This is a genomic window from Taibaiella chishuiensis, from assembly GCF_003014535.1.
Lineage (GTDB): Bacteria > Bacteroidota > Bacteroidia > Chitinophagales > Chitinophagaceae > Taibaiella > Taibaiella chishuiensis.
In genome coordinates, this window is sequence record NZ_PYGD01000012.1 from 102,168 (window position 1) to 128,867 (window position 26,700).

Consider the following 26,700-nt stretch of genomic DNA (forward strand, 5'->3'; position numbering starts at 1 on the left):
TTACGTGCTCCTGTCTCTACAACAAAGTATGGATGTTATAAAGAACCGCAGTATTGGGTTAAAAGAAAATAAGCACAATGTCGCCGTTGCTGGTGTTTATATTCCAGTTGTAACAATACTGGATGCCGTTGCAATCCAGTTGTCCACCAGTGCAGCTGGGCGCCGACGCGTTTACAAATACCGGGTTGAGGAATGCCGGCGTATAATCGAAGGTAACCCCGGTAAAGGTGCCAGAAGGCGGAGCCGCAGGATTGCTTACATTGGCCGGGCTGGCATAGGTCGTGGTGAGCTGGCCGGGCACGGTGATCATGCCGCCCTGGGTGATCCCGTAAATCGTGCAGGCATTGATGTTCATTACGGTTAATTTGTTGGCGTTGGCCATCGAAGCGGCGCCGAGCATAAGGCCGGCGGCTATCATTACTTTTTTCATCAGGATATTTTTGGGGGTTAGAAGAAGAGCATAACAATGTCGTAATTGGGTGCGGCGCCTACGTTCCAGGATACGGTAAAGGCCTGGCTGTTGTTACAGGCCGGGAATACGCCTGCTGTGGCGCTACTGGCGCTAAGCGGGCCGCCGGTACCCACGTACATGCCTACCGTGGTAGCCGGGAAAAGGTCGATCTTGGCGCCGCTGAAAGTGCCCGATGGCGGTGCGCCCGGGTTGCTGATATTAGCCGGGCTGGCATAAAATGTATTGCCCGGAGGCACGTTTACAAAACCACCTTGTGTGCTCAGCGCGTAGGTACAGTTGGTGAGGTTGATGTAGGTGCAGGAGTTGGCGCTGGCAGCGGTTCCTATGCCCAGTAACAGGCTGGCTGCGATAAGGATCTTTTTCATGTTTTAAATTTTGCAGGTTTGGTTAACCACAAAATTCAAATAGCCCAGGGGCATATTATGCTCCCGGGCTATTGGCGGCTGTAGTTATTTATGCGGGTATTTCCCGGCGGGTGGAACCGGGGCTGTATCTCTTGTCAGATGGAGATTTCGAATACTTTCTGTTCTTTCTTTTCGTGGAAACCGAGGCCGAGGTAAAAGCGATGTGCCCCATCGCGGATTACGTTGCTGCGCACTTTCAGTATATGGATACCCTGTTCGAGGCACCAGGCGTGTACCGCCTGCACCAGGATCCTGCCGGCGCCCTGTCCGCGGTTATTGCTATCTACTACCAGGCCGCCGATCTCGGTAAAGGCCGCCGACTCTATCCTGCGGGTCTTAAAACCATGTATCCAGCCACAGACCTGGTTTGCAGCATCCAGGGCCACAAAGGCACAGTCGTCGTTACTATCCAGTACTGACTGTATATAAGCGGTCGTATCGGCCAGCGTTTGCGGGTAGCCCAGCTGCTCCGACAGGCGGTTTACGGCTGCGGCGTCTGTAGCCTGCATGTTCCGGGTTTGTATCATTTTGCTTTGGCGCTAAATTGTGCTAAACGTTGTAAGGCCTGTTGCCGTACTTTATTTTTCAGGTAAGGACTCCAACCCAGCAGCAGCCCGGGCAGGCCCAATGCCTGCCGCGACCATTTCCAGAAATCGAAACGGTCGGTATGCCGGATGATTTTCCCGTCCCGGAATACAAAGCTGGCATCGACCTGGTTCAATACCTTATTGCCGGTTTTACTGAACACATACCGTGCATCCCAGTGGGCGCTGCCGGTATCGCCCGCAGCCTGTACCTTGCTGAAGGTAAGGTGTAGCCCCGGGTTCACCAGCATACGCCACATATTGCAGGCATCGGCGCCTTTCAAAGGACCGAAGGCGGGATCTTCGAACTCGATATCCGGGTGGTAACAGGCGATCATACCCTCGGCATCGGCCCGGGCAAATGCCGTATAGAATTGTTCGATCAATGCTTTTTCGTTCATGGCTCCAATGTTTTTAACTGGTTGGCGATATGGCCCAGGGCATCGCGAAATGCAGGCGGGCTCAGCGGGTTATCGAGGAATACGGCGTCTATAGCCGCATCATCATATTGTTGCATAAACCGGATCAGTTCGGCCGATTTATGAATATAGTCTGCTTCGCTCTCGCTGATCTTGGCCAGCATGCCAAAGCGCAATGCAAGGTCGGGATGGAAACGGCCGGCCTCGCCGAGGATAGCCTTATAGGTTTGTGGGCTGAGTTGCCTGGTATCCATAATATGGTCGGTACGGCATTTGTATACAGGGCGCAGTACCTGCCGCAAAGATAGCCTTTATCGCAGGCTTCTGTTCTTATCACTTTTTTAAGGATGCCCTGTTACCCACAGGTCTTCCGGTTGTAGTTGCAGGTAAGGCGCCAGGGCCTCCGTACGGATCTGTTCGATCAACTGGTCCAGGTAGGCGGTATCTTTAATTTCTATTTCCGATACGGTAGCCTGTTTTACCCCGGCGGCAACGCTTTGCTCATATGCCGGTACATCTGTAAACAGGGCGTTAAAGTAATGTACTTCCTTATTTTGCATTTCGTAAGCCGGGCTATGGCTGTCGCTGCAGCCCGAATAGCGCGCAACCGTTGCGCCATTCCTGCTCACATGCAGGCTCCAGCTCATGCTGTAAGCTGCTCCTGGTGCTAGTTGTAGCCATGGCGTGGCTACGAAGGCGCCCTGCCGTTTGTAGTGTTGCTCCCTGCCTGCAGTCGTTACCGTTATATCCCATTCGAAGTTCAGGGGAGTAGTAGGGTAGCGGTATTCCCCCGAACCCTCAAACAGTTGAAACTGTTGCCTGTCGCGGTTATCGCGGGTGCTCACGATATGGATCGTGTAGGGTAAGGTCTGGCCGTGTTGGCCGGGTAGGGTATTGTAATCCGCTGCCGGCGCCGTTTTGAGCAGGTTCATCCCGATTTTGCGATGGTTATCCTGTTCGGGATGCCGTTGCCAGATCTTTACATAATCTACCTCCATTTGTCCCAGTACACCGGGATGCAGTACACTATCCAGGCCGGCTTGCCGGTCTTCGCGGTTCAGCCCTGCCTGTTCATTGACCCGTGCCAGGAGGATCAGCTGGCTGGCCGATTTCGTGTTATAGGGATAACCATAACTGATGTAATAGTTAGCGCCCGGCTGAGGCTGGCATTCCGCGCCAACGGTCAGCTTGTAGTTGTGCCCGTTATAGACATAACCCTGGTCGCGGATGTATTTCCAGCGCCTGCCTGCCAGGTTGCCGTCCAGGTAGAAGCGTAATTCGTTATCATCCCATTCGCAGGTATAAGTATGCCAGTCGTCCTGGCGGTGTGCGTTACCGCCAGGCAGGTTGCGCCACCAGCCCTGGCCTGGAAATTTATTGCTCCAGGCGGCATCATAGGGCAGGTTATACGGGTTGGGCAGCGGCGGATTGGCCGAGGGGTCGGGGCCCCAGGCGTGGGTGCTGAAGGTATTGCGCCGCTGGTTGCCGCCGCTAAGCCCGCCACCCCAGGCCTCGGCAATATCGATTTCGTTTACACCGAGGCCATGCCAGGTCCACAAGGCGCACCAGGCGCCCTTAAACACCGGGAAGCGGAGGCGCGCCTCGAAGCGTCCGTTATTATAGGCATTGTCGGTGCCATCGGGCAGGTTACGGTACGTGGCAATCTGCGCTGCGCTTACCTGCTTTTTGAAGGCTACCGGGTTGGGGCAGTCCGTGCAGGACCAGTTGCCGGTTTCGCGGCGTATAACCAGTTTACAGGTGCCTTCGCTTACCACTACATTTTTGTCGCGCAGGATATAGGGATTGTCATACCAGGTGCGGGCGCCGTTCCAGTGCTCATGGTCGCCGCCGGCCATACCGGGGTAGGAGCCGAAGGTGATCCATTTACTGCGGTCTATCTGGTCACCATCGAAGTCATCGGTAAATACCAGTTGCCAGGATGCGGTATCGCAAAGATTCGTGCCCGCCGGAAACTGTTGCGGCGGTAGCCAGCCACTTTGCGCATGCAGTGCGGACATCATGCCTGAACAGGCCAAAAGTAACAGCGATCTTCTCATTGTATTCCCGGGTATTTGCTGAAAATACAAAAATACAGATTGACAAGCCTTTATCCTTATCCATGCTCCCTGCGCTGCTGCTGCCCACGGGCAAAGGGCCGCTGCTTTCCCCCTTGATTTAAGCGGGATAATGTCGTAAATTTGCAAACCCGGAGTGGGTATTCCTCTTCCGGGACAGGTAATTTGTATAAAATATTTAATTTTTAAATATATTTTTTGTGCCAGGCCGGTCGTATTACCGGTTTGCATTTAAGAAGCCTAAATTTTATTATGTCATACACTCCCACAAACAAAATCCGTGTGGTAACTGCGGCGTCGCTGTTCGACGGTCATGATGCAGCCATCAATATCATGCGCCGTATTATGCAGGCCAATGGAGCCGAAGTGATTCATCTCGGGCACGACCGCAGCGTCCAGGACGTAGTGGATTGCGCCATCCAGGAAGATGCCAATGCAATAGCCATGACCTCTTACCAGGGCGGGCACGTGGAGTACCTGAAATACATGTATGACCTGCTGAAAGAAAAAGGCTGCGGTCATATCCGCATCTTTGCCGGCGGTGGCGGCGTAATCCTCCCTTCCGAGATCGAAGAGCTGCATGAATATGGCATTACCCGTATCTATTCGCCCGACGACGGCCGTGCTATGGGCCTCGAAGGCATGATCATCGACCTGTTGAAGAAAAGTGATTTCCCAACAGGCAACCAACTGAACGGTGAAGCCGGCCACCTGGTCGATAAAGAAGCCAAGTCGATCGCCAGGTTGATCTCGGCTGCAGAAAACTTTTCCGACCTGCCCGAAACGCAGGCCATGCTCAAGAACGTGGCTGCACAGGCTAAGGAAAGCAAGACCCCCATACTGGGTATTACCGGTACCGGCGGTTCGGGTAAAAGCTCGCTGGTCGACGAGATCGTAAGGCGTTACCTGCTCGATTTTAAAGATAAGACGATCGGCATCATTTCTGTCGATCCCTCCAAACGTAAGACCGGCGGCGCTTTGCTGGGCGACCGTATCCGTATGAACGCCATCCGCAACGAGCGGGTGTATATGCGTTCTATGGCCACCAGGCAAAGCAACCTGGCCGTATCCAAATATATCCATGACGCGGTAAACATCTTAAAGGCGGCGCATTACGACCTGATCATTCTCGAAACATCGGGTATTGGTCAGAGCGATACGCAGATCACCGACTACTGCGACCTGAGTATGTACGTAATGACACCGGAATACGGTGCTGCAACCCAGCTGGAGAAGATCGACATGCTGGACTTTGCGGATATCGTAGCCTTGAACAAGTTTGACAAACGCGGCGCCCTCGATGCCCTGCGTGATGTAAAAAAACAATACCAGCGTAACCATAAGCTGTTTGACCGCGATGCCGAAACCATGCCTGTATTCGGTTCTATCGCTTCGCAGTTCAACGACCCCGGTACCAATACCCTCTACCGCGCTTTGATGGATGTAGTGGTAGCCAAGACCGGCGCCGACCTGAAATCAACCTTCCACCCGAGTGAAGAGCTGAGCGAAAAAATATTTATCATTCCTCCTGCCAGGACCCGCTACCTGAGCGAGATTGCGGAGAATAACCGCGGTTACGACAAACGTTCGCAGGAGCAGGCCGATATTGCCCAGAAGCTGTTCGGCATCCGCAAAACCATCGAAACCCTGCAGGCTACACAGATCGAAGATAAAGACCGCCTGGTTAAAGAACTCGAAGAGCTGTATGTCAAAATAACCCTGGAGATCGATCCGAAAAACCTGCAATTGCTGCAAAACTGGGAGTCGAAGAAAAGGCATTACCAGGACGAATACTATGTGTTTAAAGTAAGGGACAAAGAGCTGAAGATTAAAACACACAGCGAGTCGTTGTCGCATTCGCAGATCCCTAAAGTAGCCGTGCCTAAGTTCGAAGCCTGGGGTGAGATCCTGAAATGGGCCCTTACCGAAAACTTCCCCGGTGAATTTCCTTACGCAGCCGGTATCTATCCATTCAAAAGAGAGGGCGAAGATCCTACCCGTATGTTTGCGGGCGAGGGCGGACCGGAGCGTACCAACAAGCGGTTCCACTATGTAAGCAAAGGATTGCCTGCCGCCCGTTTAAGTACGGCATTTGACAGTGTAACCCTATACGGTCAGGATCCTGACCATCGCCCGGATATCTATGGTAAGATCGGTAACTCCGGTGTGAGTGTGCCTTCGCTCGACGATGCCAAGAAGTTGTACAGCGGCTTTAACCTGGCCGATCCCAAGACTTCGGTATCCATGACCATTAACGGTCCTGCGCCTACGATTACGGCCTTCTTTATGAATGCCGCCATCGATCAGCAATGCGAGTTATACATCAAAGCCAATGGCCTGGAAGCTGAGGTAGAGGCGAAGATCGAAGCGATCTATGAAGAGAAAGGCTTGCCCCGACCGGTATACAGCTCATCTGTAGGTATGGGCAAACCGGCAGCCGAGGGTACCGGCGTATTGCCCGAGGGCAACAATGGCCTCGGCTTAACGCTGCTAGGCGTTACCGGCGACCAGGTATTGCCTGCCGATGTATATGCAAAGATCAAGACCGATACGCTGAAAGCCGTGCGGGGTACGGTTCAGGCCGATATTCTGAAAGAAGACCAGGCGCAGAATACCTGTATCTTCTCTACCGAATTCTCCCTGCGGGTAATGGGCGACGTGCAGCAATACTTTATCGATAAAGGTGTACGTAACTTCTACTCCGTTTCCATTTCGGGTTATCATATCGCTGAAGCCGGCGCCAATCCTATATCACAGCTGGCCTTTACCATTTCCAACGGCTTTACCTTTGTAGAATATTACCTGAGCCGCGGCATGCATATCGATGATTTTGCACCGAACCTGTCCTTCTTCTTCAGCAACGGTGTGGATCCGGAATACAGCGTGATCGGCCGTGTGGCCCGCCGTATCTGGTCTAAAGCCATGAAGCTGAAGTATGGCGGTAACGAACGCAGCCAGATGCTGAAATACCATATCCAGACTTCGGGCCGCTCGCTGCATGCCCAGGAAATCGACTTCAACGATATCCGTACTACGCTGCAGGCCCTGTACGCGATATACGATAACTGTAACTCCCTGCATACAAATGCTTACGACGAGGCCATTACCACACCTACGGAAGAAAGCGTGCGCCGGGCCATGGCGATCCAGCTCATCATCAATAAAGAGCTGGGACTGGCCAAAAACGAAAACCCGCTGCAGGGCTCGTTCATTATCGAAGAACTGACCGACCTGGTGGAAGAAGCGGTATATACGGAGTTCGACCGGATCACGGAACGCGGCGGTGTATTGGGCGCCATGGAGACCATGTATCAACGCGGTAAGATCCAGGAAGAAAGTCTTTATTACGAAACCCTGAAACATACCGGCGAATTCCCGATCATCGGGGTAAATACCTTCCTGAGCTCCAAAGGTTCGCCTACGGTAATTCCTGCCGAGGTTATCCGTTCTACTACCGAGGAGAAAGAGTTCCAGATCGAGAACGTACACAACCTGTGGACCCGCAGCGGCGATAAAGGACAGGAGATGCTGCACCGCCTGCAACAGAAAGCGGTACACAACGAAAATATTTTCGAAGAACTGATGGAAACCGTGAAGTATTGCTCGCTGGGACAGATCACCAGAGCTTTGTTTGAAGTGGGTGGCCAGTACAGGAGGAATATGTAATCCAATAACTTATAACAGAAAGCGGCCGGATCTATGTTCCGGTCGCTTTCTGTTTTTTATCAATCACGAAAAAAATATGCGAAGTCCTGCTTTCTTCTTTTGCCTGCTTTTCCTGGTGCCGGTATGTGTGCTAAAGGCACAGCCCTGTACACTTTCAGCCGGCGATAGCCTGGAGGCCGAGCGTTTGCTTCATGTGGAGCGGGACCGGTTTTATGAGCCGGAGGGAGATTATTTTTTTAATGCGGAAACCTATGCACATGTGGCGACACTGCTTGATACCCACCGGAAACAAGGCACGTATACCTGGCCCTACAGGATGAGATCCAGTCCTCCGGGTAACAGGACCTATGAATACTTACTGGCGCATAAGTATAAGGTATCGTCCAGGGATATCCGGCCGGACTGCATGGAAGAGCGATGGTTTACCTTGTATGACAGTTTGATGGACGGAGCCATTGTACAGCGTTATGGTGCCGATTTCTATGCCAGAACTTATCTGGAGGCCGTATGCCTGGAGAGGGGTGGTCAGGGGCTCACTTTACCCTATGTGGTATATCCTGATAGTACGATATCTGCTATCCGTAAAGCACTACCTTTTTGGGATACCCTGACTTCAAAACGCGATGGGGCAGAATTCGGTAAATCACTTTATATCGCATTTAATGGAGATAACATCAAGGATGTTTTTATCGGCACACAAACAGTTCTTCTATTTGAACTGGAAGAGTTTGCTTGGCTGAAAAAAGAAATCATTACAAGGCTTAACTGTTTACATTGGATAGGACCCAAGTTCCGGGGACGAAAGATTAAGGCCGCTGTTATTTTTAACGACAGGGAAGGGACATTTCAATTTAAGTCGGAGCAGTAGCTTTTCTCCCTGGATCAATGGAATGGGATCATTGCTCATGTCATTTAAGCCGTCCTTCATCGTATTAATCTTTCCAGCTAATTGCATTCGTAATAACCGCTGCGGGAAATTTTATTAGGACACCATGTTTTCAGGTTCACGATGTAAACGTCATTTTTATAGGCATTTCTCAGTTTGTAAAGGGCTTCCGTCGCGTCACCCTTGGTGCTGAAGGCGCTAGTTATCAGTCTGTAGCTTCCATTGCGCAACAGGATCATATTATTGCTGAATCCTTGTTTTTCTATTTTGTTTTTTTCAAACTGCGAATCTTCCAGGATTTTGTCGCCGGAGCATACAACCACCCATTCGTCGGTTGTCTGCAGGGTGTTCAGGGTATTGTTCTGCAGCTTGTCTGTGATTTCCTCCTGCACGCCTTTAAAGTCAATGAGTGCATTTTGAATCGCGGTATCTTTTGCAGCTTCGTTTTTTTCCTGGGTAACTGCCGAAACAGAATACCGCAACCGCTCTATTTCCGAGCTTTGCAATTGCATCTGTTCGATAAGGGCCGTAGTTTTCTGCCGCAGCTCTTTGTCGCAGGGGTACATATTGCTCCGGATCAGCGAAGTCATTAATAGGTTAGAAGAGCGACCGCTATACTGGTCCAGGTCATCCCGCAGTTTGGTAACCTGGTTTTGTAAACCTGCATCCAGGTCGGCCAGCTTTACTTTGTCGATCACCTCAACTGTCCCTTTTATACTGGCTTCAAATGTTTTGGTAAATCCTTTGTAGTTGTCTATACTGCTTTTATCCCGGTATACCACTTCTCCGTCAGGACACCTGTCACCACCGCATGATGATGTTATGCAGAGGCATAACAGGAGGAAAACATAGGCGTGGTTTTTGTGAAAATGATTCATGGTGTTTTAATTGAATGGGTTAATCGGAAGTGTATTTAAATATTGTTGTTTCCTTTTTGTAACAACCGCCCTGGCTCTGGATCAGGGCGGTCGTAGTTTGTAGCTGTTGCCTTAATTTGTTTCACCGCAGATAGTATCCAGCAGGTCGGCCAGGATGGTGATGAATTTACCAACGATGGGCACGACTTCTGCCATCTTTACAAACTTGCGGATCTTGCGCCATACTTTACAGATCTGCTCTTTTACATCGGCTACGCTTTCCGCGGCTGCGATGTTGTTCCTGGCTACAGAAGCGTCGGCTTCCAGGAATGTTTTAAAATCAAAGTTTGCAGCTTCTTTTTCGAGTGCACTGAATTCAATGTTTTTCATGAGGGATGTTTTTTTGTTGTGCCTACTCTGGATCCCGTTTTCGGCTACCCGGGCTTACCGGTACAAAGTTGGTACCCGGTACGGGATGCATCACCAGCGTTTCTACGTTATTTTAACACGTGAAAACACGCTTTTTTGTAACCGTTCTTCCCGATTATCCTTAGCTTTACTGCTCTTAAAATCTGATCTTAATGAAGCAATTCACCTATTTATGTATGTTTGCTATGACCGGACTAATTACTGCCTGCGGCAATAAGGGCGAAGGGGATAAGAGCGCTGAAACCGGCGCCAACCCGTTCTTCCAGGCCAGCACCCTGCCTTACCAGGCCCCGCCCTTCGACAAGATAAAAGACAGCGACTTCGAGCCTGCCCTGGAAGAGGGTATGAAGCAGCAGCTGGCGGAGATACAGAAGATCGCAGGCAACAGCGAAGCGCCTACTTTTGAAAATACCCTGGTAGCTATGGAAAAGAGCGGGCAACTACTGTCGCGCGTGAGCATGGTGTTCGGCGTATTGACCAGTGCCAATACCAACGACCTGTTGCAGCAGGTACAGGAAAAAGAAGCGCCCAAACTGGCCGCACACCAGGATGCCATTTACCTGGATGCGAAACTGTTTGCCCGGGTCAATACCCTATACCAGAAAAGGAACGAACTGAACCTGGATGCCGAATCGCTGCGCCTGGTCGAATACTACTACCAGCAATTTGTGCTCGCGGGTGCTAACCTGGCCGATGATGCAAAAACAAAGCTGAAAAAACTGAACGAAGAAGAAGCTACCCTGAGCACCAAATTCTCCAACCAGTTGCTGGCTGCCGCTAAAAAAGGCGCCCTGGTGGTGAACGATAAAAACCAGCTGGCCGGCATGGCGGCCGGCGAACAGGATGCTGCCGCCAAAGATGCCAAAGCAGCCGGTATGGAAGGTAAATGGTTATTGCCTTTACAAAATACCACACAACAACCTGCACTGCAGTCGCTGAGCGACCGGAACACAAGGCAGCAATTATTTGAAGCCTCCTGGAACCGTGCCGAGCACAAGGATGCCAACGATACCCGTGCCCTGATTGCCCGCATTGCCAAGATAAGAGCCGAAAAGGCTCAGCTGCTGGGCTTCCCGGACTATGCGACCTGGAAACTGCAGGACCAGATGGCGAAAACGCCGGCTGCCGTAGATGCCTTCTTCAGCAAACTGATACCTGCTGCTACCGCCAAGGCGCGTAACGAAGCCAAAGACATACAGGCGCTTATCGCCCAACAGAAAGATACCTTCAGCCTGCAGGCCTGGGATTGGGACCACTATGCAGAACAGGTACGCAAGGCACGTTACGACCTGGACGAAAGCCAGATCAAACCCTACTTCGTGCTGGACAGCGTACTGCGCAACGGCGTGTTCTATGCCGCTACACAGCTGTATGGCATTACCTTTAAAGAGCGTACCGATATTCCCGTTTATCATAAGGATGTACGTGTGTTCGAATTGTCCGATCATGATGGCGCTACCATCGGCCTGTTTTACTGCGACTATTTTAAACGGGATAATAAAAACGGCGGCGCCTGGATGGACAATATGGTAAGGCAATCCGGCCTGCTCAATACCAAGCCCGTGATCTATAATGTATGCAACTATACCAAGCCTGCCGACGGACAGCCCGCCCTGCTTAGCTTTGACGAGGTAACTACCATGTTCCACGAGTTTGGGCATGCCCTGCACGGCTTCTTTGCCAGCCAGCGTTATCCTGCACTTTCCGGTACCAGTGTGGCGCGCGACTTCGTAGAGTTCCCCTCGCAGTTCAACGAGCACTGGGCGCTTTATCCTTCGGTGTTGAAAAACTATGCGAAGCACTACCAGACCAATGCCCCGATACCAGAGGCGCTGGTTACCAAAATCAAGAATGCAGCAACCTTTAACCAGGGTTATGCGCTTACCGAAGTACTGGCAGCTGCCGACCTGGATATCCAATGGCATACGCTTAAGGCTGATGCGCCACAGCAGGACGTAGACCAGTTTGAAACGGAAGCCCTGAAGAAAACCCATCTCGACCTGGGTTATGTGCCGCCGCGGTACCGCTCTTCCTACTTCCTGCATATCTGGGGCAATGGTTATGCCGCAGGGTATTATGCCTACCTCTGGACCGAAATGCTGGACCATGATGCATATGCCTGGTTTGAAGAACATGGCGGGCTTACCCGCGAGAACGGGCAGCGCTTCCGGGATATGATCCTGTCGCGGGGCAATACCCAGGACTACGGTACGATGTTTAAAGCCTTCCGCGGACATGACCCCGACATCAATCCCATGCTGAAAAACCGTGGCCTGAAATAATAAATCATGATCCTACCGTGCGCTCCGGCGTACGGTATTTTTTTACCTGCAAAAAATAGAAACTGATATGGCTATACACCCCCTGACCGAAAAGTTCCGCGACCGTCATTTTTATGATGCGCACCCGGAGCTGGTAAGCAACCACCTGGCCCGTTTTTTTAAAGAAGAACAAACCACCGTTTTTCATGAGATGCTCTCGCCCGACTTTCATCTCGATGTGTACATGATCAATGACCCGGAGCGGGAGTACAATGTCCTCGTTACTTCCGGGATGAGCCTGCTGGAGATGACTGTGCCCGATGTAGTCGAAGACAAACAGCCTTACCGATTTGCCGAACTGATGATGATCCTGCCGAAGGATATTGAATTTGGGGGCACGATAACCGGCGAGGGTGGAAATGACTGGATCATCAACCTGCTGAAAGAAACAGCACGTTTCCCGCATCACTACGATAGCTGGCTGGCGATAGGGCATACCCTGCAGGCCACTGAAGATATGGAGCCTTATGACCCGGCTACGGAATACCGGGGTGTGGTGATCCTGCCTTCCGTTACCTTCGAAGAGGATTTTACGACCCTTTCCGCTCCCGACGGTCCTATCAATATCTATAGCGTGTTCCCGCTTTACGGACCGGAGCTCGAGTATAAGATAGCCCATGGCTACAATGCGCTGCTGGACCGGCTGATCGAGAAAGACGCCCGCGAGATATTCGACTTTAAACGCGAATCGCTGTTGTAGACCAGCAAGGGTATCCCCCAAAAAGCAAGCGCCGGCACATATTGCCGGCGCTTGCTTTTGCTGCCTGTATAAAGCTATTGCAGTACGACCTTGATGGTCCTGGTCGTCTTTTCATCACGGGTGCGTATGAAATAGACGCCGGCTGCCAGCTCCGGAAAATGGAACTGTTTTTGCTCGCTCCGGCGTAAGGTACCGTAGCTGATCCGGCGGCCGTTAAAGTCCAGGAAGGTATATTCGAGCGATCCTTCCGATGTGTTTTTTATCGTAAAGGAATGGTCTGACGAGGGGTTGGGGTATACGATCAGCGAAGGAGCCTGTTTGACCGCATCTTCCGTACCTGTGGTCCTGTTGCCGGTAAATAAACAGCTGTCTACGCCGTCTATCCGTTCTACCTTGCCGTATATCGTATCGCGTACGGCGGGAGCAGGATTGGTTACGATGTTGTAAAAGGTAAACTGGTTATTGCCCGGTATATTGGGTGAGGCATAAATGGTATTGCCTTGCTGGTGCCGGTATTCCTGGAAATCGTAGAATACAAATTTATTGTTCTGTAGTACCGCGTTAGAGTCGAAACCGATCTGCGTAAAATCGATATAGCCACCTGTAGTTGAAGCTTTGATCACGCAGTTGGTAACACTTGCCGGGGCCTGTGGTGTGGAATAGATATTCCAGAGCCTTTTATAGGCCAGGTCGAACACGCAGTTGTCGAACTGCATATAACTGGACAGGGCATTGTCGCGGGTCGAAAATATAACGGAGCTGAGTTCGGTATAATGTTGCCTTGTTTTATAACAACTCGATCCCGTTTTCTTATAGTAGATATCGCGGAAATAACAGGAAAGGAATTTTACCCCATCTTCCGGTTTATAGGCCCTGTTGCCTGCATCAAACACGGCGCCGGTTATATTACAATGGTCGAAGGTAATTTTGCGGTATTGTCCCAGGTCTATGGCAAACGACGAGGTAGGCGCAGCATAGATATCACAATTGGAAAAGACGAAGTTATTGCCGAACAGGGTATCGGCCGGAGTAACTACGGCTCCTGCAACGATAACGACACCGGCATTTTTATTGTTGCCAAATTCGCAATTGTTGGCTTTAAAGTCGTAGATACGCCATAAGCTTTGGGTAATATACTCTTTCTCCGCCTCGATATCGATACCGGCACAAGGCGCGGAGGCGATAATGCCCATACCGGAATTATTGAATGAGGAGTTGTTGAGGGTAACATCCCTGCCGCCGATTACGGAGATGCCTAAACGGCCGTTGTACTCCGACAGGCAGTTATTCACCACTACATCCCGGTGCGCGGGATTGTCGGGGTTATTTCGGATAATGATGCCGTCGAGGCCGAATCGGCGCGTGGTCACGTTCTCTATGGTTACCTTACCGGCGCCGTGCAGGAAAATTCCGAAATGTTCGATCTGGATATTGATGGGAACCAGCGAGCCGCCGATCACGACTTTACCGCCGTACATATTCCCGTCGAGTGTAAGTCCCGAAATCCGGATACGGCCATCGCCGCCGTTGCTGTTATAAATATAGATACAATTTCCGGGCGTGGCCCAGGTATAGGCGTCGATCCAGTGATCGATCGGGTTGGTAGGAGAACCCGTGATCGGGTCGAAATAACCGTAACGCAGGTTGTCGGCGTACTGTATCACCGGTGAGCCATTACCCGTAATGGACACATTGGTACAATTCATGATCTTGAGCACATCCCTGCCGGTCAGGTAGTAAAAGAGGCCCGGGGTTTGTTTGCCTACCCGGTAAGTTCCCGCCGGTATAATCAGCTGGCAATATCCCTTTCTTGCATTAATAAATTCGGAGGCTGCCTCAAATGCATCCTGGTCATTCGTAACGTTGTTGCCCAGGGCTCCGAAGTCGGTCTTGATATTCAATACCATAATCGTACTGGTATCGGTATGAGCCGGGTTGTTGGGGTTGAATTGCAAGGGCTGGCCGTACGAAGACATGCATACCACACTAAGTATTGCAAGCAATACTATCCTTTTGACACTTTTCATAATTGGTTGGTTATTTGGTTCGTGTTTTTATGTTATCATATATATATAGCTTTTGTTCTGTGATGAAAAAGGATATCAATTTTATCTTTTACGAAAACAAGAATAGGAGCATGTTTGTTTATTGTAAAAAATGTTAATTTGTTATAGGTTGCCACTTTTTTTCATAAAGTAACGTTATAACCAAAGTTAAAAAAAGAGTTTATATTTTACACGTATTGCGATTAAATTTTCATTATTTATGAAATGATATAGGCTGAGCTTGTATTTTATAGAAAAAAAATAGCTTGTCTTTAAAAAGACAAGCTATTTTTTTGAACCTTTTGGGCCCTGAAATAAAGGATTTTATCAGCCTCTTCCCATATCTTTTAAGAAGTTGACATGGGCTACTACAGCCTTACGCATAGTAGGATATTCAATGTATTCGAGCTGGTATTCTTTACATACTTTCTTCACGATCTCGCTGATAGCAGGGTAGTGTATGTGAGATATTTTCGGGAACAGGTGATGTTCGATCTGGAAATTAAGTCCGCCTACAAACCAGTTAATCACTTTGTCCTTGGTTGCAAAGTTGGCCGTGGTCTTGATCTGGTGCGCTGCAAACTCATCGGGCAATTTCTGCGTATCAAAATTAGCTACGGGAAATTCGGCATCTTCTACAGTATGCGCCAGCTGGAATACAATGCTGAGGATAAAGCCACCCACCAGGCTAAGGGTAAGGAAGCCGATAAGCCACTGCAGCCAACCCACGGCAATGATCGGGATAATGATAAAGATCGCCGCGTGCCATATTTTTACTATCCAGAAACGGATATGGTCGTTTGCGCTCATCTTCTTCAAAGGCACTGCACCGATCTTGCGGGAAAAATACTTGTTGTAGTCGCTGAAAAATACCCAGAAGATATACATCATCATGTACAGGCCTACAAAATAAATATGCTGGAAGCGGTGCAGTTTATAGTGTTTCTGCGTAGGCGCCATGCGCATCAGTACGCCAATCTCGATATCGTCGTCCACACCGTCTACATTGGTATAGGTATGGTGGATCATGTTATGTTTCATATTCCACATAAACTGGCTTGCGCCCAGCATGCTGCTGGAATAAGAGGCAATCCTGTTCATCAGCTTGCTTTCACTAAAACTGCCATGGCCGCCGTCGTGCATCACGTTAAAGCCGATTGAGGCGACGATACAGCCGAGCAGGGCGCATTCCAGCAATCCCCAATACCAGGCCGGCTGGCCGATAAGCAGGTGGAGGTATAAGGCAAAGAAGCCTGCAACCAGCACGATCGCTTTATGCCATAAGGCAAAATTGCCGGTCTGTTTGATATTGTTCTCCGTAAAATATTGTTGAACACGGCTTTTGAGCTCGCTGTGCAGCGAGTTCTTCGTATTGGGAAATTTGGGTAATACTGGTGTTGTAGCTGCCATTAAATTATAAAATGGGGAATAGTAAATGGAATGCAAATTTCGGAAATATTTCCCGTATTGCCGCATGAGTTTTGTCATGCAGTTATCATTATAACCTATTGGTAACCCGTAGAAGCCGGCAAAGGGGCCCGATAACCGCCGGGCCTGCAATACAAGAATACTGCCACCGTTTAAACAATTACGACTATTTTTGGAGCCCAAGGGTTGCCGGTAACTGGTATGTATCGTATTATATGTAATTTATTTATTTTTATAGGTTGTCTTACGGCCCTGGCCAGCCAGGTGCAGGCGCAGGGCAGCCATCTCTACCTCTACCCGGTCGATGTGGAAGGGGGCACGGCATTTGCCTTCAACAAGAAAAATATTCCTGCCGACCAGCATTTCAACAGCACGCCCGAAGCCCTGGCTTACCTCCGCAAGCTTATTCCCGATTTGCAGGAAGAAGGATTCCTGGCAGCCTCGGTAGATTCGCTGGTATTGTCGGACACGGTAGTGCAGGCCTGGTTGTTCCGGGGCGCGCATTACCGCTGGGCACGGCTTTCGTTTGCACAGTTGCCCAAAGCTTTATTGAACGACGTCGGTTTGCGGGAGCGCGATTGGGAACAGAAAGTAATCAGTCCTACGCGGTTCGCCGCCCTGAGCGAAAAATTGCTTCGCTATTGCGAGGATAATGGTTACCCCTTTGCCGCTACGGCGCTGGATAATATGACCGCTACCGATAAGGGGCTCGAAGCAGACCTTATCCTGGAAAGAGGCAGCCAGATCCGGATCGATACCCTCATCATAGACGGTGAAGTGGAGATATCGCGCGATTTTTTGCAAAACTACCTGGGCATACACCAGGGCGACCTCTATAACGAAAGCCAGTTGCGGCTGATCAGTAAAAAGATAAGTGAGCTGTCCTTCCTCCAGGAAGCGGCGCCCTGGAAAATGGAATTTACCATTGCGGAGAACAAACTGAAACTTTATCTCCGGGAGCGAAAGGCCAACCAGTTGAACGGCCTTATAGGCCTGCAGCCGAATACCGTGGAGACCGGCAAATTCATGCTTACTGCCGATGTACAGGTGGGCCTCAAAAATGCGCTGGGTTATGGCGAAACGATTGCACTGACCTACCTGAACATGCAATACAAATCGCCCCGCTTTCATGTAGACCTGGCGGTGCCTTACCTGTTTGGTACGCCTTTCGGCGTGGAGGGCAGTTTCGACCTGTTTAAAAAAGACACCACTTTTGTACGGGTATCTTTCGAAGGCGGTATACGGTACCAGCTGAATGCTACTGATTATGTAAAGCTATCCTACCAATCCTACAGCAACCGGATCGTGAATGCGGACCTGCGATATGTACAGCAAAACAAAAGATTGCCGGACAACCTGGATATAGCTACCCGGGGCGCGGGCGTGGAGTTCCTGATGGACCGCACCGATTACAAGCTGAACCCGCGCAGGGGCTGGCAGGGCCGGGTAAGCGCTTCGGGGCTGTTGCGCGAGGTCAAGAAAAATGAAGCGATCATTTCGATAGACGATGGTTCGGGTTTTGATTATGGAAGCCTGTACGATACGCTGAATAACCAGAAGTACCAGTACCGGTTTGCGGCATCGGCGGCGTATTATATACCGCTGGGCAAAAGCCTGGTATTAAAGGCCGGTTACAATGGCGGCTACCTGAGCGGCAGCCGTTTGTTCCTCAATGAACTGTACCAGATCGGGGGCTTTAAATTGCTGCGGGGCTTCGACGAACAAAGCATTTATGCCAACCAGTACCATGTCGGCACGGTCGAACTCCGTATCCTGCTCGGGGGCAATTCCTACTTCTACCTCTTCAACGATGATGCCTATGTAACGACCCGGTTTGGCGACATCAGCCGCGACGATTACCCGGTGAGCCTGGGTACCGGTATTACGCTCGAAAATAAATCGGGCATCTTCAATATCGCCATAGGCGTGGGTAAACACAGTGGCGAAACGCTGCAGTTCCGGCAAACGAAGATTCACTTTGGTTATATCGCTTATTTCTAAATACCGGGACCGGCTAAAACGATAAAGCAGCAAGTGTATTGCTGCTTTATACGGTTACCATGTTTTTGGCGGTTTAAGATCAGGCTATGCCTAACAGTTCCACGTCGAATACCAGCACGCTGTTGGGGCCGATATCGCTACCTACCTGGCGGGCGCCATAACCCAGGCCCGAAGGAATAAAGAAGCGGTACTTACTGCCCACACCCATCAGCTGCAGACCTTCGGTCCAACCGGCAATTACCTGGTTTAAGGGGAAAGTAGCGGGTTGGCCGCGCTGTACCGAACTGTCGAATATGCGACCGTCGATCAGGGTGCCATGGTAATGGCAGGTAACCCTGTGGGTAGCGGCTGGTTTGGGACCATCGCCTTCGGTAAGCACCAGATATTGCAGGCCGCTGGGCAGCGTTACCACACCTTCTTTACCTTTGTTTTGCTCCAGGAACGCTTCTCCTGCTTTCAGGTTCTGTTCCGCTTTTTCTTTGTTGCGGAGCCCTAAGATATCAGCTATGCTCATGTTGTTGTTGATTTGAAGGCGAAGTTAGGGAAAAGCAAATAATGTGCCGGGCCGGTTCGTCTATAAAGAAGAACCCAACCCTGTCATTTATCGTCTAGTCGACATACAATGGGGTAATAAATTGCTGGAACAAATGCAGCTGCACGAAGAAGTTAAAGGCGATGACGGGAAAGGCAAGCCAGCTGTATCGCTCCTGCGAGCGCCAGCAGAGAAAGGTCATGATCAGCAGGTCATTGATCAACGCTATGGTATACCATGCACTGAAGGTATGGTAGGCGCCAAACAGGATCCAGAATGCATTCAGCAGCAGGAATACATAAAGCAATTGCCGCCGCGAACATTGCACCTGGCATAGCCGGTACAGGAATACAAAGAAAAAAGGCGTGGCCAGGCTATGCCGGTTGGCTCCCATAATATTGCTGGTCTGGTTGCCGTATTTCGGGTTCATAAAAAGCAGGTTGACCAGGAGCATGGCCAGGTAGCCGGCCGCCAGGATAAAAGTCTTATCCTCCAGGTCCCGGTTCCTGAGCCAGCGTATCAATTGCCGGATCAGTAAGGCGAGGGCCAGCAGGTCGATGAGGATGGCCAGGCTGCTGAGCCAGTGATACCGGTCGTCGCCGCCGGCAATATTGGTAAAGGGTATGCCGGGCCAGCTGAATACATGCCCCCATATGGTAGCCTGTGTTTTAAAGTAAGCGAACCAGATACCGGTTTGCCGGTATTGCCAGACCACAAACAGGGATAAGGCGGCCAGTATGGGCGCGATATAACGGTAGCCGGTCCGGAGTATACTTTTCCACCAGTCTTTTTTCGGGTTGCTGAACAGTTCCATTGCCAGGAAGGCAGGGATAAGCATAGAGGCCGTAGGGCGTACCAGGGAAACCAGGAACAAGGCGATCCAGCACAATACCGGGCGCTCCTGCCGGACGGCATACAGGATAATAGCGCCTAACAAGAAAAACAGGGCCTCGGTATAAGGCAGGAAGAAAAAATAACCCGAAGGCAGGCTCAGCCACAACATGTAGATGATCTTGTCGGTAACCTGCAGGGCGCGGCTCAGGAAGGCAAATCCTGTAGCAAAGCAACAGATATTGAAAGCGCAGATCCCCCAGATATTAAACCCCGATAATTTCCAGAGCAGCGGAAAGAGGATAAAGAACCCGGTATTGTGGCTCGTGCCATCGTAACCATTACGGGCAATGCTTTCGTAATACACCACATCCCAGGAGCGCAGGTTGGCCGTGCCGGGATGGATGCCCAGCAGTGTTGTTTCTGCAAAGAAAAACTGGAGCAGGTAAAACAGGCACCCGTAACCGAGTGCAAAGACGAAGGCCCGGAAGAAGGGCGAGCCGGTAATTTTCATGAGTGCTGGGGTTTAACGATGGTTGCTTACACAATCCGCTTACAACTACACAACGAGCCGGGGCTAAAATAAGGTATACGTTTTAATTAAAAAAGGACGGGCAAATACCCGTCCTTTTTATCGATATATGGTAACGCGATTAATCTTCGCTTTCTTTGCTATCTTCTTCGATTTCGTGTTTGTCCATACGGCTGCCGTGGTTGATCTGGGGACCATGACCGCGGTGGTGCTTCCTCATGTGACCACAAGAGAAGTTTTTAGATACGCCGATATTGAACTGGCTACCCCAGGTCAGGTCGAATGCTGAGCTGGCTTTAGATGCGCCGGACATTTTCATGGTGTTGTACTCGATACCGCCGAAACCGAAGTTCAGGGCAAAACCGTCGAATACATAAACCGCAACAGCAGGTGTTAATTTAGCGTAGAAACCGTTGGCATTGGTTGTGGTGTTAACGCCGGTATTGCCGATAGACATGCCTTTATAACCTGCTTCGAGTTGGGTAAAGAAGGCGAAGATTTTACCTACGGGTAAGGTGTGACGTACAAATACGCCCGCGTTGTAGGTGTTGGTGAAATTCCACTCTTTCTGGTTTACCTGCCTGGAACGGGCAGTTCCGAAGCCACCAGCCAGACCCAGGGTCCAGTTACGGTTAAACTGGTAACCTATACCGGGGTTGATGTTGAAGCTGCGGGTTTTGTTGTCGTTAGCGTCCTTAGTGCTGTGGATACCGAGGTCGCCGAATACCAGTACGCTGTTGGGCTGGGCATGAGCTGCCATAGCTGCTCCGCCGATCATGAGGGCAGATAAGATGAGTTTTTTCATACAAATGTTTAGAAATGGGTTAGTTACAAAAAAAAGTCGGGGTAAAATATCAGGTAATAGTACTACTTAGATTTGAAATATAAAACTACTGCCGGTATTATTTCGGGTAACCGGCAGCAGTTTATTGCATTGATTTATTTCAGTTCTTTTTCGATAGCGGTATCGTACAGGTCTTTCCAGTCGTTTACTGTACCCCAGTTTTCACCGGCGATCACGATGCTGTTACCGCTTACGGTACCCAGCTTTTCGAACGGATGACTGCCCAGTGCAGCTTCGAATGCGGCAACCTGGTCCTGGCTTACGCTTACTACTACACGGCTTTGCGCTTCGCCAAAGAGGAAGGCGTCTTTACGGATGCCACTATGCAGGTCGATGCTGAAGCCCAGGCCTTGTTGCAGGCTGCTTTCCAGCAGGGTGGTAAACAGGCCGCCCTCCATTACATCGTGTGCAGATGCGACCAGTTTGGATTTGATCAGCGAGGCAACGGTCTGCTGCAGCGCTGCTTCTTCCTTAAGGTCGAAATGCGGGGCAGGACTGTGTTTTACGTCATGCAGCTTGAACAGGTATTCGGAACCGTTGATATCGTTGCGGCTCTGGCCGATCAGGTAAATGCTATCGCCTTCCTGTTTGAAGTCGAGGGTCATGGCATCGGATATGTTATCCAGCACACCCACCATACCGATGGTAGGCGTAGGGTATACCGGGCCGTCTTCCGACTGGTTGTAGAAGCTTACATTACCGCCGGTAACCGGGGTGTCGAACTGCAGGCAGGCATCGCCCATACCCTGCAGGGCATGTACAAACTGGTAGTATACTTCCGGATTGTAAGGGTTGCCGAAGTTAAGGCAGTTGGTAATGGCTACCGGCTGACCGCCGCTGCACACGATATTACGGGCTGCTTCGCTCACGGCGATCATACCGCCTACATAAGGGTTCAGGTATACGTAACGGCTGTTACAGTCTACCGTTACCGCCAGTGCCTTGTCGGTGCCGTGCATGCGTACGATGGCTGCATCGGAAGGGGCATTGGTGCTGGCATTGGCCGTACCTACCATCGAATCGTATTGCTCGTATATCCAGCGCTTGGAAGCGATGTTAGGCAGTTGAATAATTTGTTGTGCTACCGCTTTAAGATCTGTTGCCTCGGCAATGCTGTTCGGGTCGAAGGCATTTACCTGGGCGAAGTAAGCGGGTTCTTTGTATTCGCGTTCGTATACCGGGGCGCCGCCGCCCAGTACCAGGCTCTCGCCGGGCACATCGGCCTGCAGTTCGCCGTTCAGGTAGTATTTGAGCCTTGGCTCTTTGGTTACCTCGCCGATCTGTTCGCAATGGATATCCCATTTGTCGAAGATGGCCTGCATTTCGGCTTCTTTACCTTTTTGTACCACGATCAGCATACGCTCCTGGCTTTCGCTCAGCAGCATTTCCCAGGACTTCATGTTTTCCTGGCGGGTAGGTACTTTGTCGAGGTTGATGTTCATGCCATGCTCGCCTTTGGCGCTCATCTCTGAAGTGGAGCAGCTGATACCTGCAGCACCCATATCCTGCATACCGATCACCAGGTCTTTGCCTACCAGCTCCATGCAGGCTTCCAGCAGTTTTTTCTCTTCGAATGGATCGCCTACCTGTACGGCAGGTAATTGTTCAGCGCTTTCTGCGGTAATATCGGCCGAAGCGAAAGAGGCGCCGCCGATACCGTCTTTGCCGGTGGCTGCACCTACGATAAATACGGGGTTGCCCTCGCCATAGGAAGTGGCGGAGAAGGTCTGTCCTACTTTTACCACACCCACGCTCATAGCATTTACCAGGGGGTTGGTCTGGTAGCAGTTTTCAAAATATACTTCGCCGGCTACGGTTGGTACGCCAAAGCAGTTGCCATAATGGCCGATGCCTTTTACGATACCTTTAAGCAGGTGTTGTGTTTTAGCATTTTTCAGGTCGCCGAAACGCAGGGAGTTCAGCGCTGCGATTGGACGTGCACCCATGGTGAAGATATCCCTGTGGATACCACCTACACCGGTTGCTGCGCCCTGGAAGGGTTCGATCGCAGAAGGGTGGTTATGCGATTCGATTTTAAACACTATGGCAAGACCATCGCCGATATCTACAAGACCTGCATTTTCTTCGCCGGCCTTTACCAGCAGGCGGCTACCGTCGCGGGGCAGCTTTTTCAGGTATTTAATGGAGTTCTTGTAGCTGCAATGCTCACTCCACATAACACTGTACATGGCAGTTTCATTGAAATTAGGCGTGCGGCCCAGGACTTCCTTAATGGCTTCAAATTCGGCTTCCTGTAGTCCGAGTTGCTTGGCTTGTTCGAGTGTTGCTTCCATTGTGGAATATGACTGATTACAAATGATAAGTTACGATTCCGTTATCGTTTTTAAGAAATGCAAAAGTAGCATAGAAAAAGAAGAAAGTAAAAAAAGAAACGGCCACCGGGGCCTATTTTCCGGTAGAAAGCCGCCTTATACCGGTAAGCGCTTCGCCGTTGCGTGTACCTGTCCGCGCCTGGCCGCTTTATACAGGGCCGGTTGCCCTGCTTTTGTTATCTTTGACGCTTCCGGTCCGTTTATGAAATACAGGTTATTGTTCTGCTTATTGATCGCTGTCTGCTTTGGGGCGCCCGCCGGTGCCCAGTTTAGCGCAGGCCTGGGCGGGACATTGGGTTACCCTTTTTTCCTCAACAAAGAAGGATATTATAACCGCCCCTATATCGGTGCTCATGCCTGGATCAGTTACGAACCGCCGGGCAGCAGGCTTTACCCTTCTTTATTGTTCAGTATTTTTTCCCTGCAACTGCCGGTTACCAATGCCTATATCGACAACCTGAATATTTCGGTAGGAGAGAAGGAGCTGAAACTGAATCTCAACTATAAACTTACGGAGGATGAGGAGCAGTCTTTCGTGCTCAATGGCGGTATCGGTGTGGCTTATATCAACCCGGTGGCAAGCGGCGTGGATATCGGTCCCAAAAGCAGCCCGCTGGAACTTGTCGATTCGGGCCGTAGTTTTTTCTACCCACAGATCAATTTCGGATTACAATATATAAGGCATATATCGCGGCAATACCCGATCTACGGCGTATTACACGCCAACCTTGCCTATACCCACATTTTCGAACAGAAACAACGGTACTACCTGCGTTACGGCACGGGGGCGGCGCCGGCCAATATCAAGGGCGAACTTATTTTGCCTTCCGCTTTTATGACGATCGCCTACCGTTTTGGCGAGCGCTATTAAAGAGGCGGTATGACAGGGTATAAAAATGCCCGTCCTCATCAGGGGACGGGCATTTTTATATGCTCTATAACTTAACCGGCGAGCTCGTTCACGATCTCGATCAGGCTGGTAGTAATAAAATTCAGTTCTTCATCTGTAAGTTCGGTATGGATCGGCAGGGACAGTACGCGCTGGTTCAGGTAATCTGTGATCTCCAGCACATAATCGTTGCCGCCCAGGGCTTCAAACATTTTTTGTTTATGGCTGGGCACAGGGTAATAGATCATCGACGGAATACCTTTGTCCGCAAGGCGCTTTTGCACTTCGTTACGGTCTACCTTGTCCAGCTGCAGCGTGTATTGATGGAATACGTGGTGACTATAGGGGGCGCGGTACGGTGTCGTGATCAATGGGTGTGCGGCAAAGGCGCTGTCGTAATAGTCGGCTGCGGCCCTGCGGGCATCGCAGTACTGGTCCAGTTCGGCCAGTTTAACGCGCAGTACGGCTGCCTGTATCGAGTCCAGGCGGCTGTTACAGCCTACCAGCTCGTGGTAGTAACGCACCTTCTGACCATGGTTGGCTACCATGTATAAGCGTTCGGCCAGGGCGTCGTCGTTGGTAAACATAGCGCCGCCGTCGCCGTAGCAGCCCAGGTTTTTCGATGGGAAAAAGGAAGTGGTGCCTACGGTGCCCATAGTGCCATTGGCTTTCCGGCTGCCGTCGGGGAAGGTATAATAACCGCCTATGGCCTGGGCATTATCTTCTACCAGCGGAATGTTATGTTCATTGGCGATCTCCAGCAGTTCATGCATGGGCGCTGATTGGCCATACAGGTGTACGGGAATGATCGCTTTCGTACGCGGTGTTATTGCCTTACGTACCGATTCGGGATCGAGGGTATAGGTACGCGGGTCCACTTCTACGAATACCGGTTTAAGCTGCAGTAAGGCCACCACCTCTACCGTAGCGATAAAGGTAAAAGAAGGTGTGATTACCTCGTCGCCGGGTTGCAGGCCCAGGGCCATTAATGCGATCTGCAGGGCATCGGTACCGTTAGCGCAGGGGATTACGTGTTTTACGTCCAGGTACTGTTCCAGTTCGCGTGCAAATGCCTTAACCGCTGGTCCGCCGATAAAGGCCGTGCTGTCGATCACTTCTGCAATTGCCGCGTCTATCTGGGGTTTTATTTTCTGGTATTGACGCTTCAGGTCAACCATTTGAATCGCTTCCATTGATAATATTGTGTTGTGATTTTAGGTGTCAGGGGTTAGATTTTAGATAGCAGAAGACCGAGAGATTTTATAGTATGGGCAGATTTTAGATTGCCGCGGTCTTATTGTCTTCTTTCCCGGAGTTTCAAACATTTCTGATACACTAGCCTAACGCCTGATTGCTAAGTTTTAGTATTTAATGGCCTGGTTGACGGGAGTAGATTTTAAATGCTTAGCGATTAGATTGCAGGTATGCTGTGGAGCATGCCCAATATACAACATCTGATATCTAACATCTAATGTCTAACATCTCCCATCTTCCTCCTACCCAAACGCTTCATCTTTCTTGCCGGCCAGCAGGTAAAGCACGGCCATCCTTACGGCTACGCCGTTTTGTACCTGGTCCAGGATAATGGAATGTTTGCTGTTGGCTACGTCGCTGTTCAGTTCCACGCCGCGGTTAATCGGACCGGGGTGCATGATCACGATCTCTTTACCGATCGAATCCAGCAGTTCTTTATTGATGCCATAGTAGAGCGAGTATTCGCGCAGGGAAGAGAACAGGGGTTTGTTCTGGCGTTCGAGCTGTATGCGCAGCACATTCGCTACATCGCACCATTCCAGGGTTTTGCGTACATCGTACGATACGGTAACGCCCAGTTTTTCGATGTGTTTGGGTATAAGGGTAGGCGGACCGCAAACGATTACCTCGGCGCCCATTTTGGTCAGCAGGTAAATATTACTTAAAGCCACCCTGGAGTGCATGATATCGCCAAACAGCGCTACCTTTTTGCCTTTCAGGCCGCCCAGTTTTTCCCGGATCGAGAACGCATCGAGCAGCGCCTGGGTAGGGTGTTCGTTGATCCCGTCGCCGGCATTCACAATAGCGGCATTGATATGCTTGGCCAGGAAATGCGGCGCCCCGCTTGCCGAGTGGCGCATAACCACCATATCCACTTTCATGGACAGGATGTTCTGCACGGTATCGATCAGCGTTTCTCCTTTGGATACGGAACTGCCCGAAGCCGTAAAGTTGATGGTGTCTGCACTGAGCCTTTTTTCGGCCAGCTCAAAGGAAATGCGGGTACGGGTGGAATTTTCGTAGAATAAATTTACTATGGTAGTGTCTCGGAGAATAGGAACTTTCTTAATGGGACGTTGCAGGACATCCTTAAAATTATCTGCGGTCCGGAGCAGGAGATCTATATCTTCCGGTGTAAGGTCTTTAATGCCTAATAGATGTTTTACGGATAGAGACACTTATATGATTTTGTTGTTTA

22 protein-coding genes are annotated in these 26,700 nt (G+C 50.5%); 6 read left to right on the forward strand and 16 right to left on the reverse strand.

Annotation, left to right across the window (positions count from 1 at the left end; genetic code table 11):
* Nucleotides 1–58 precede the first annotated feature (58 nt).
* From B0I18_RS22125 to B0I18_RS22150, 6 genes are all read right to left on the reverse strand, one after another.
* Entirely contained in the window at nucleotides 59–430 is a 372-nt protein-coding gene (locus B0I18_RS22125) for a hypothetical protein (RefSeq protein ID WP_106524942.1), read from the reverse strand.
* Nucleotides 431–447: 17 nt separating this feature from the next.
* Nucleotides 448–837, reverse strand: a complete 390-nt coding sequence (locus B0I18_RS22130) for a hypothetical protein (RefSeq protein ID WP_106524943.1) — start codon at nucleotides 835–837, stop codon at nucleotides 448–450.
* Between the two features lie 134 nt (nucleotides 838–971).
* Nucleotides 972–1,385, reverse strand: coding sequence for a GNAT family N-acetyltransferase (locus tag B0I18_RS22135; RefSeq protein WP_219906029.1), 414 nt, complete (start codon nucleotides 1,383–1,385; stop codon nucleotides 972–974).
* A gap of 14 nt (nucleotides 1,386–1,399) precedes the next feature.
* On the reverse strand, nucleotides 1,400–1,861 hold the full coding sequence (locus tag B0I18_RS22140) for a nuclear transport factor 2 family protein (protein WP_106524945.1): 462 nt from the start codon (nucleotides 1,859–1,861) through the stop codon (nucleotides 1,400–1,402).
* Nucleotides 1,858–2,181, reverse strand: coding sequence for a hypothetical protein (locus B0I18_RS22145; RefSeq protein ID WP_106524946.1), 324 nt, complete (start codon nucleotides 2,179–2,181; stop codon nucleotides 1,858–1,860). The genes B0I18_RS22140 and B0I18_RS22145 overlap by 4 nt, the downstream gene beginning before the upstream one ends.
* Nucleotides 2,182–2,220: 39 nt before the next feature.
* Nucleotides 2,221–3,936 (reverse strand): glycoside hydrolase family 16 protein, encoded by a 1,716-nt coding sequence (locus B0I18_RS22150; RefSeq protein WP_181358579.1) that lies wholly within the window; start codon nucleotides 3,934–3,936, stop codon nucleotides 2,221–2,223.
* A gap of 270 nt (nucleotides 3,937–4,206) precedes the next feature.
* On the opposite strand from B0I18_RS22150, the gene B0I18_RS22155 reads away from it, so the two are divergent.
* Together B0I18_RS22155 and B0I18_RS24995 are read left to right on the forward strand one after the other, a co-directional pair.
* Nucleotides 4,207–7,620, forward strand: a complete 3,414-nt coding sequence (locus tag B0I18_RS22155; protein ID WP_106524948.1) for a methylmalonyl-CoA mutase family protein — start codon at nucleotides 4,207–4,209, stop codon at nucleotides 7,618–7,620.
* Between the two features lie 406 nt (nucleotides 7,621–8,026).
* The gene (locus B0I18_RS24995; protein ID WP_146146842.1) at nucleotides 8,027–8,488 is read left to right on the forward strand and encodes a hypothetical protein; all 462 of its coding nucleotides are present in this window, start codon (nucleotides 8,027–8,029) and stop codon (nucleotides 8,486–8,488) included.
* A 77-nt stretch (nucleotides 8,489–8,565) separates the two neighbouring features.
* Here B0I18_RS24995 and B0I18_RS22165 read toward each other — a convergent pair whose 3' ends face one another.
* Entirely contained in the window at nucleotides 8,566–9,384 is an 819-nt protein-coding gene (locus tag B0I18_RS22165; RefSeq protein WP_146146843.1) for a hypothetical protein, read from the reverse strand.
* Between the two features lie 111 nt (nucleotides 9,385–9,495).
* Entirely contained in the window at nucleotides 9,496–9,753 is a 258-nt protein-coding gene (locus B0I18_RS22170) for a hypothetical protein (protein ID WP_106524951.1), read from the reverse strand.
* Between the two features lie 224 nt (nucleotides 9,754–9,977).
* Here B0I18_RS22170 and dcp point away from each other — a divergent pair, with 224 nt between their 5' ends.
* Both dcp and B0I18_RS22180 read left to right on the forward strand, forming a co-directional pair.
* Nucleotides 9,978–12,074, forward strand: a complete 2,097-nt coding sequence (dcp, locus tag B0I18_RS22175) for a peptidyl-dipeptidase Dcp (RefSeq protein ID WP_245882138.1) — start codon at nucleotides 9,978–9,980, stop codon at nucleotides 12,072–12,074.
* Nucleotides 12,075–12,141: 67 nt separating this feature from the next.
* On the forward strand, nucleotides 12,142–12,813 hold the full coding sequence (locus B0I18_RS22180) for a suppressor of fused domain protein (RefSeq protein WP_219906030.1): 672 nt from the start codon (nucleotides 12,142–12,144) through the stop codon (nucleotides 12,811–12,813).
* A 74-nt stretch (nucleotides 12,814–12,887) separates the two neighbouring features.
* Here B0I18_RS22180 and B0I18_RS22185 read toward each other — a convergent pair whose 3' ends face one another.
* Together B0I18_RS22185 and B0I18_RS22190 are read right to left on the reverse strand one after the other, a co-directional pair.
* On the reverse strand, nucleotides 12,888–14,840 hold the full coding sequence (locus B0I18_RS22185) for a right-handed parallel beta-helix repeat-containing protein (RefSeq protein WP_106524953.1): 1,953 nt from the start codon (nucleotides 14,838–14,840) through the stop codon (nucleotides 12,888–12,890).
* A gap of 345 nt (nucleotides 14,841–15,185) precedes the next feature.
* Complete coding sequence (locus tag B0I18_RS22190) at nucleotides 15,186–16,268, reverse strand: fatty acid desaturase family protein (RefSeq protein ID WP_106524954.1); 1,083 nt, start codon at nucleotides 16,266–16,268, stop codon at nucleotides 15,186–15,188.
* 219 nt (nucleotides 16,269–16,487) lie between these two features.
* Between B0I18_RS22190 and B0I18_RS22195 the strand changes: the two genes are divergently transcribed.
* Complete coding sequence (locus B0I18_RS22195) at nucleotides 16,488–18,287, forward strand: BamA/TamA family outer membrane protein (RefSeq protein ID WP_146146844.1); 1,800 nt, start codon at nucleotides 16,488–16,490, stop codon at nucleotides 18,285–18,287.
* A 79-nt stretch (nucleotides 18,288–18,366) separates the two neighbouring features.
* Here B0I18_RS22195 and B0I18_RS22200 read toward each other — a convergent pair whose 3' ends face one another.
* The 4 genes from B0I18_RS22200 to purL form a co-directional block, all read right to left on the reverse strand.
* Nucleotides 18,367–18,801, reverse strand: coding sequence for an FKBP-type peptidyl-prolyl cis-trans isomerase (locus tag B0I18_RS22200; protein ID WP_106524956.1), 435 nt, complete (start codon nucleotides 18,799–18,801; stop codon nucleotides 18,367–18,369).
* 94 nt (nucleotides 18,802–18,895) lie between these two features.
* Nucleotides 18,896–20,164, reverse strand: a complete 1,269-nt coding sequence (locus tag B0I18_RS22205) for a hypothetical protein (RefSeq protein ID WP_106524957.1) — start codon at nucleotides 20,162–20,164, stop codon at nucleotides 18,896–18,898.
* A gap of 139 nt (nucleotides 20,165–20,303) precedes the next feature.
* Nucleotides 20,304–20,987, reverse strand: coding sequence for an outer membrane beta-barrel protein (locus B0I18_RS22210; RefSeq protein ID WP_106524958.1), 684 nt, complete (start codon nucleotides 20,985–20,987; stop codon nucleotides 20,304–20,306).
* Between the two features lie 134 nt (nucleotides 20,988–21,121).
* Nucleotides 21,122–23,320: a phosphoribosylformylglycinamidine synthase subunit PurL gene (gene purL, locus B0I18_RS22215; protein WP_106524959.1), complete on the reverse strand. Its 2,199-nt coding sequence runs from the start codon at nucleotides 23,318–23,320 to the stop codon at nucleotides 21,122–21,124.
* Nucleotides 23,321–23,561: 241 nt separating this feature from the next.
* Here purL and B0I18_RS22220 point away from each other — a divergent pair, with 241 nt between their 5' ends.
* Nucleotides 23,562–24,230 carry a hypothetical protein gene (locus tag B0I18_RS22220; protein WP_146146845.1) on the forward strand — a complete coding sequence of 223 codons (669 nt, stop codon included), beginning with the start codon at nucleotides 23,562–23,564 and terminating at the stop codon, nucleotides 24,228–24,230.
* A 71-nt stretch (nucleotides 24,231–24,301) separates the two neighbouring features.
* Here the strand turns inward: B0I18_RS22220 and B0I18_RS22225 are convergent, their stop codons facing one another.
* Nucleotides 24,302–25,441, reverse strand: a complete 1,140-nt coding sequence (locus B0I18_RS22225; RefSeq protein WP_106524961.1) for a DegT/DnrJ/EryC1/StrS family aminotransferase — start codon at nucleotides 25,439–25,441, stop codon at nucleotides 24,302–24,304.
* 303 nt (nucleotides 25,442–25,744) lie between these two features.
* Nucleotides 25,745–26,680, reverse strand: coding sequence for an aspartate carbamoyltransferase catalytic subunit (locus B0I18_RS22230; protein ID WP_106524962.1), 936 nt, complete (start codon nucleotides 26,678–26,680; stop codon nucleotides 25,745–25,747).
* Nucleotides 26,681–26,700 lie beyond the last annotated feature (20 nt).

Coding starts and splice junctions, on each gene's coding strand:
- B0I18_RS22190 (WP_106524954.1), bottom strand. CDS start 16,268: ATGGCAGCTACAACACCAGTATTACCCAAATTTCCCAATACGAAGAAC.
- B0I18_RS22165 (WP_146146843.1), bottom strand. CDS start 9,384: ATGAATCATTTTCACAAAAACCACGCCTATGTTTTCCTCCTGTTATGC.
- B0I18_RS22185 (WP_106524953.1), bottom strand. CDS start 14,840: ATGAAAAGTGTCAAAAGGATAGTATTGCTTGCAATACTTAGTGTGGTA.
- B0I18_RS22180 (WP_219906030.1), top strand. CDS start 12,142: ATGGCTATACACCCCCTGACCGAAAAGTTCCGCGACCGTCATTTTTAT.
- B0I18_RS22200 (WP_106524956.1), bottom strand. CDS start 18,801: ATGAGCATAGCTGATATCTTAGGGCTCCGCAACAAAGAAAAAGCGGAA.
- B0I18_RS24995 (WP_146146842.1), top strand. CDS start 8,027: ATGGAAGAGCGATGGTTTACCTTGTATGACAGTTTGATGGACGGAGCC.
- purL (WP_106524959.1), bottom strand. CDS start 23,320: ATGGAAGCAACACTCGAACAAGCCAAGCAACTCGGACTACAGGAAGCC.
- B0I18_RS22135 (WP_219906029.1), bottom strand. CDS start 1,385: ATGCAGGCTACAGACGCCGCAGCCGTAAACCGCCTGTCGGAGCAGCTG.
- B0I18_RS22170 (WP_106524951.1), bottom strand. CDS start 9,753: ATGAAAAACATTGAATTCAGTGCACTCGAAAAAGAAGCTGCAAACTTT.
- B0I18_RS22195 (WP_146146844.1), top strand. CDS start 16,488: ATGTATCGTATTATATGTAATTTATTTATTTTTATAGGTTGTCTTACG.
- B0I18_RS22210 (WP_106524958.1), bottom strand. CDS start 20,987: ATGAAAAAACTCATCTTATCTGCCCTCATGATCGGCGGAGCAGCTATG.
- B0I18_RS22225 (WP_106524961.1), bottom strand. CDS start 25,441: ATGGAAGCGATTCAAATGGTTGACCTGAAGCGTCAATACCAGAAAATA.
- B0I18_RS22205 (WP_106524957.1), bottom strand. CDS start 20,164: ATGAAAATTACCGGCTCGCCCTTCTTCCGGGCCTTCGTCTTTGCACTC.
- B0I18_RS22140 (WP_106524945.1), bottom strand. CDS start 1,861: ATGAACGAAAAAGCATTGATCGAACAATTCTATACGGCATTTGCCCGG.
- B0I18_RS22150 (WP_181358579.1), bottom strand. CDS start 3,936: ATGAGAAGATCGCTGTTACTTTTGGCCTGTTCAGGCATGATGTCCGCA.
- B0I18_RS22220 (WP_146146845.1), top strand. CDS start 23,562: ATGAAATACAGGTTATTGTTCTGCTTATTGATCGCTGTCTGCTTTGGG.
- B0I18_RS22125 (WP_106524942.1), bottom strand. CDS start 430: ATGAAAAAAGTAATGATAGCCGCCGGCCTTATGCTCGGCGCCGCTTCG.
- dcp (WP_245882138.1), top strand. CDS start 9,978: ATGACCGGACTAATTACTGCCTGCGGCAATAAGGGCGAAGGGGATAAG.
- B0I18_RS22155 (WP_106524948.1), top strand. CDS start 4,207: ATGTCATACACTCCCACAAACAAAATCCGTGTGGTAACTGCGGCGTCG.
- B0I18_RS22130 (WP_106524943.1), bottom strand. CDS start 837: ATGAAAAAGATCCTTATCGCAGCCAGCCTGTTACTGGGCATAGGAACC.